4 protein-coding genes are annotated in these 6,606 nt (G+C 70.8%); all 4 read left to right on the forward strand.

The window, feature by feature from the left end:
* Positions 1-1,777 (forward strand): hypothetical protein (locus tag ACYC1Z_RS13455; protein ID WP_461410033.1); only part of this gene is annotated, 1,777 nt, incomplete at its 5' end.
* Positions 1,778-1,783: 6 nt separating this feature from the next.
* Entirely contained in the window at positions 1,784-2,545 is a 762-nt protein-coding gene (locus tag ACYC1Z_RS13460; protein WP_461410034.1) for a hypothetical protein, read from the forward strand.
* The gene (locus tag ACYC1Z_RS13465; protein ID WP_461410035.1) at positions 2,545-6,123 is read left to right on the forward strand and encodes a hypothetical protein; all 3,579 of its coding nucleotides are present in this window, start codon (positions 2,545-2,547) and stop codon (positions 6,121-6,123) included. The genes ACYC1Z_RS13460 and ACYC1Z_RS13465 overlap by 1 nt, the downstream gene beginning before the upstream one ends.
* Entirely contained in the window at positions 6,084-6,509 is a 426-nt protein-coding gene (locus tag ACYC1Z_RS13470; protein WP_461410036.1) for a hypothetical protein, read from the forward strand. Before ACYC1Z_RS13465 ends, ACYC1Z_RS13470 begins: the two co-directional genes overlap by 40 nt.
* The last annotated feature ends 97 nt before the right edge of the window (positions 6,510-6,606 follow it).

Below are 6,606 nucleotides of genomic sequence, written 5' to 3' on the forward strand. Positions count from 1 at the left end.
CAGCGAGGCCGCCCGACTCTTGGGCTCCATCGGGCAGGTTGCCGGCGGGATCAGCAAGCTCTCGGCCCTGGCCGCCGACGCGGGCGGGTTCAAGGCGTTGTTCTCGTCGGGCAAGGGGATATCGAGCGCGCTCGGTCCGATCGGCGCGGCTGTCGGCGGCGCGATGGCGATCGGCAGCCTGTTGTTCGGCGAAGACCCGGAAGTGGCGCGCCGCCGCGAGGCCAACACCAAGGCGCTCAACGACCTCACTAACGCGGTCGGCAGCCTCGACATCGGCTCCACCAGCCGTAACCGCGACACGACGGTGCGGATCGCGAACGACATCAACGACCGTTTCCCGAAGACCGGGTTCCAATCCAGCTTCAAGCGCACGGACGCGCTGGGCGCGGCGTTGGAGGAAGCGGGGATGCCGTTCGCGGAGTTTCAGCGGCAGGCCGCACTGCTCGGCATCGAGATCGGTAAGCTCGGGAGCGTCACGAAGGAGCAGCTAGAGGCGATCGTCAAGGCCGCCGGCACGCTGGGCGTCCATCTGGGCGAACTGCGCGACAGCTTCGACGTACTCGACACGGCGCCCGCGATCAAGCTCTCCGAGACGCTGCGCCTACTCGCGTCGGAGGGCGACGAGTATTCCAGGGCGCTGGCGGAACAGGTGCAGGGCTACAACCTCGCCAGTGGCGCGGGGCGGGCGGCAGCCGAGGCAGCGGTTCGGGCAGCGTTCGAGCTTGGCAGCATCAGCGCGCCGCTCGCCAAGGAGTTGCTCGGCATGATCGGCGACGTCACCGAGGCCGCGCGGACCGCGCGGGCGGAAGCGGTCCGGGGCGCGAAAGACGAGATTGGGTTCTTCGACGTTGCCAACCCCGCCGACCAGTTGGACCGGCTCACCACCGCCTACGGCGAGCAGATCCCCGCGCTGGCCGCACTCCGTGAGGGGCTGGACCTGACCACGACGGAGGGGCTGGACGCGTTCAACGAGCGGCTGGCCGCGTTCTACCGGGGTGTGAAGGACGGCAGCATCATCGTCGCGGGGTTCACGGTGGACGAGATCACGGCCGCGCTGTTCGAGTTCGAGGACGCCGCCGACTCCGCCGCCGCTGGCATCGCGCAGTCGGCCGAAGCGATCGCGGAGGCGACCAAAGGACTCAACCTTGACGCGCGGGAACTGCGCGCGGACGGGCAAAGCGACGCCGCCGATATCACGGAGTATGACCAGCGCCAGGCCGACGAGATGGCGAAGGCGATCGCAGACGGCGTGTCACAGGCGACATTGGACCGACTCGTCTCCGTCCAAGCGAAGGAGCGTGATGAGTTCCTGCGCGGCCTCTCCAACGCGATGGGGTCGGGCGTCGTGCGTGCGGAGGGCGTGGACCTGGCGCCGCAGATCACCGAACTGACCGGCACCCGGATCGCCGACTACCTCGCCAGCGAGGGCGCGCTGCTCAGGCAGTACCTGCCCGCAATCACCGATAACACCGCCGCAATCCTCGCGTCGTTCACCGGCGGGCTCACGGCCGAGGCGCTGGTGCCGCTCCGCTCGCCGCTCGCCGCGCCCAGCGTGCCCACGTCGCAGACGTTCAACGCGCCCGTGACGGTCGAGAACCGGCCGACGATCAACGTCCGCGTGGAGGCGCCCGTGGGCGATACGCCGCTGGATCTGGTGGAGAGCGCGGCACGCGTGGGCGTGACGGCCGCGCTCCGTGAGGCGGAACGGCTGGGCCAGGGTCTCGCCCAGCGCCGCGAGATCGTCAACCTCTACTCCGGCCGCGTCGAGGCCGCGTAATCACTCATGGGGCTAATAACGGTCAACGGTTCCGACCTCGCCACGTTCGGTTTCACGGTGCGCTCCGTGGACGGGCTGGCGGGCGGCGTGTCACGCAGCTACGCCACCGCACCCGCGCCGCACGGGGTCGGGCTCACCCTGCTGGACGACAGCCCGCGCTACTCGGCCCGCAACATCACGATCCGGGGCACGCTGATCGCCGACACGCCGGCCGAGCTGGTGACGGCCTACCGGCGGCTCGTGGCGTGGATGAGCGTGGAGCCGATAGACGTGGCGTGGTCGCTGGAGTCGGACCGGTTCGCGCGGGGGCGCTTGCTCGGCGACCCGGTGACCGTGGCGGACCCGCAGGGGCTGTCTCGGATCATGCCGGTCCAGTTCGTGGTCGAGTGCCACTCGCCCTACCTCGCGGCCACGGAGACAACGACGGTCACGCTCTCCACGACGCCGGCCGCGTGCGCGCTCGGGACGTGGGACTCCGCCCCCGTCATCACGGTGACGGGCGCCAGCACGGTCACGATCACCTACGCGGACCACGAAGGCACCACTCAGGCCAGCATGACGTTCGCGGGCGTCACGAGCCCGCTCGTCGTCAGCCTCGCCACCTACACGGCCACGCACGCGGGCGGGCTCAACGCGATGGACCTGTTGACCAGTGGCGATTTCTTCCTGCTCCGCGCGATCGACTCTGACGCCGATACGGACGCGTGGCCGACGCTCACCCTGAGCGCGGGCACCGGGACCGCGACGTACCTCAAGAGGTGGCGCTAGTGGCGACCGCGACGCCCACTGATCTACTCCGCTTAGAGATCTACAGCGACATCGCCTGCAACGGCGGCGAACGGCTGGCCGTGATCCCGCGCTCTCAGGTGCTGGAGTGCGTCAGCACGTTCGTGGCGGGCGTGGAGGACACCGTGGCGGTCACGGTGCCCTACGACATCCCGGCCAGCGCGTACCTGTCCGAAGAATCGGTGATCCGGGTGGCCTACTCCACCGACGCCGACGATTTCCACGAGTGGCGGATCGCGGAGCTCGGGACGGTCGCCGGCACGTCGGGCCGCACGCGGACGATACTCGGTGTGAGCCCGCTGGTGGACTTGGCCCGGTGCGGGATACTGCGCGGTGCCACGGGCGGCGCGTCGCCGATCCTCACGCAGGGCGTGGTCGCGCTGACACTGACCGAGATATGGGACCAGTTCATCGCCCCCGACCTCGCGCGGCTCGGCGTGGACTACTTCACGCTCGGCGTGGTGGACCCGGCCGCGCTCATCACCCTGTCGTGGGAGTGGGCGACGCCGCTGGAGGTGTGGCGGGCCGCGATCGGCCAGGTGCCGGCGGACGACGACGGCGCGCTCCCGACGCTCTCCATCCGGCGCGACGGGACCACGGGCTACGTGCTGGACGTGCGGCAGCCGGCGGGCGGGGGGCTCCCCACGGTGGACATCAGGGCCCGGAAGAACCTGCGCGACCTGAAAGCGTCGTCGGACGCGCGCGGCTACGCCACGGTGCTCTACGGCAAGGGCGCCGCGGGCGGCACGATCGGTGACACGCGCTGGCAGGTGATGGAAATCACGGGCACCAACGTGGTGCTCGGCGACCCGCTGGGCGGGCCGGGGCCGGTGGCGATCGCGGACCAGTTGAACGGGTGCGCGCTGGAGACGGCCACCGCGTCGGCCACGGGGCTCGCCTACACCGCTCGCACCGCGTGGGCGATCACGGTCACGCCCGCCGGCTCCGTGGCGAGATGCACCCTCACACTCACCGACCTCGCCGACGCGGCGCTCCTGGCCGTGGGCGACCGGGTGCAGCAGGTGGGGTACGAGACGCTGGCGCCGTCGCGGGTGACGAGCGTGGACGAGACGACGGGCGTCGTGGGGCTGGAGACGTCGGCCAGCGTCGGCACGCGCACCGCCACGGGCGACCTCACGCGGCTCGCAGGCCGGGGCTGGGTCGAGATCACCGGGAGCGCGGTCGGCGACGGTACGTTCTCCACGGTCACCCTTAGCGGCGCGCCGACGCTCACCGTGGGCGAGTGGGTGCGGATCGCCGAGAGCACGGCCGGCGGCGCGCTGGCGTCGCTCACGCACCCGGCCAACCTGTACGACTACGGCCGGCGTGAGGGCGTGCTGGAGCGGGTCGATATCGAGACGGGCGCCAACCTGATCCCGAACGCTTTCTGCGGCGCGTGGGCGGGTGCGACGACGGTGCCGCCTGACGGGTGGGCCGTGGATACCGGGGTCACGGCCGGGCAGGTGACGGACACGGCGGTGTTCAGCGCCTACGCGCTCCGCATCACTCGCGCGAGCGCCACGGACGCCGCGTGGGCGACGGCGCCGGAGACGGCGTGGGTCCACGTCACCCCCGACCGCCCGTTCGTCCACATCCGCGTCCGCGCCACCCTCTCGGCCGCCGCGGGCCAGACGTTCGGCGTCACCCTCGTTGACGACGCCGGGACCGCGGTGGCGACGGCGACGGCCGAGACGCGGATAGGCGAGATCGACTTCGGCGTCAGGCTGGCACTGGCCGCGCCGGGTCGCTACGCCGTCAAGATCGGCAAGCCGCATACGACCGCGGCGGAGGCGGTGGACATCACCGTCCACGCGGCGCAACTGGTCCACATCTCCAGCGTGATCGCCGAGACGAGCGTGCCGTTCCGCTACGGCCCCGCCGGCAATCGCTTGCACCAGGCGGTCAACCGTGCGCTCCTGTCGGGCTCAGTGCCGCCGGTGCGCTACGAGGTGACGGTGGACGACCTGCACCGCTACGACCCCGCGACGTGGGCGCACGACGTGCTCGCGATCGGCGCACCGGCGCGGCTCACCGACACGTCGCTATCGGTCGCCACCACGCTCCGCATCGTGCGCTCCGAGGTGGACCACCTCGTGGCCCGCGACACGCGCCTGACGCTGGGCAGCCTGCGGCCGACGCTGACCGACCTGCTGGCTCAGGGCCGCACCGTGGGCGGGCTCGCGCCGACCGGGACCGCGCCAATCGTGGACGGGACGCCGCAACCCGTGTTCGACTCGCAGCCCACGGAGCCGGAGCCGGCGGTGACCGCGCCCGGCACGCCGCTGATCCCGATGTACGCGGGCGGCGCGGACCGCCCGCTCGGCGTCGTGCCGAATGCGCGCACGGAGGTTGACGCGGCGATGCGGGTCCACTGCACCCCCGGCGGCTCGCCACGGCTACAGGGGCACGTATCGGTCGCCGGCAGCGAGTCGGCGCGCGTGATCGCGTGCTACTTCGACGACACCGGCACCCCGCGCCCGCTCGGGATCGCGCCGGACGGCACGGACGGGCCGACGCTCTCGCTCGCCACGACGGGCGACCACCGGGGGATGCCGGTCGCAGCGGCCGATGGGGCGCGCGGTGAGGTGCTGGTGGGGTTCTTCACGGAGGGCGGCGACGACGTGACGACGGCGACGATCGGCCACGTATTCCTGTCCACCGGGACGCCCACGCAGGTGACGCCGCCGACCGACCCGACCGTGATCCAGCCGCCGACGCCCGTCTACACGCCGCCCTGCGCTGACGGCGGGTGCGTGTGGACGGCCGGGATATGGGCCGGGATGGACGAGCAGTACGACTATGCCGACTGGGCGGAGGCGGAGGTTGCGCTTACCTGGGGCAACCCTGAGCCGAACGGGGTGTGGCGCTACCTGTACAGCTACGGCACCCCGGTCGCTCAGGACGTGACGAGCGGCGGATGGACCCTCACAGATCCGTCAACCGGCGGGGAGACGTACAACTGCAAGCCGGTGATCCGGAGCACGGGTCACGGATTCGGCTGGCACGCGAACTTCTGGGAGGCCGCCCCGGAGCTTAACGACGTCGTTTTCCGGCAGGCGGTGAAGTTTGAGGCCGGATTCTCCATACCCGATTGGGTGCCAGGCGATGGGCCTGATGGCCAGTTCGGCACTGGGTTTTTCACCATCGCGGAGGTGTTTGGGTATGGCGATGCGTCTGGCTGTAGCGTCGGGCTCGGGCTCGCAGGCAACGGGCTCTATCTCTGGACGACGTCCAGCGTCGGAGTCACGGGCTACGAGGTGACACGCGTTGCCCCCGCGTCGGCCCTCATCACCGGCACATGGCGCGAGTTCCGGCTCTCCGCGACGGCCATGCCGGACGCGGAAACGTCGGGCCAGCTACAGGCGCACGTTAGTTGGGGCGACCCATGCGACACTGGCAATATTGCCTACGCGCCCGCACGGTTGATCGCGCCGGGGCAGCATTTCCGTGAGTCCGACCACTTCAATGCCACATACGACGCTGGCGAATCGCCGCCGGTGCAGACCTATCACGTCGGCCCATGGCGTTTCAGCGCCGGCACCTTTATCGGTGGACTCTAACCCCCGCCCCAATGATGGAGACTACGGCCCACGCCGCCGCGCTGCCCAACGGCGCGACCTATTCGCAGGAGTTCACCGTCGCCGCTACCGGCGTGGACTTCACGGGCTGCGTGGTGCGGCTCGACGTGCGGAAGACGGCCAACGGCGACGCGCTGGTGTCGCTGTCGTCGGCCGGTGACCCGACCACGCACGGCTCCGCGCTCACCGTGAGTGCGGCGGGGGATGGGACGCTCACTTTCCGCGTGCGGTTCACGGACGAGGAAACGGACCTGCTCCCGCTCGACGCCACGCTCTACTCCGACGTGGAGATCGAATATCCGAGCGGCGACGTGGACCGTCCGGTCCGCATCACCTGGACCACTGACGGGAGCTTCACCCATGTCTGATCCGGTGGTAATCACGATCACGCCGGCCGCGCCAGTCGTGGTGACGGTGGCGGACGTCGGCGCGAAGGGCGATCCGGGAGCCACCGGGGCCACCGGA

The sequence above is a fragment of the Georgenia sp. genome, assembly GCF_054605595.1.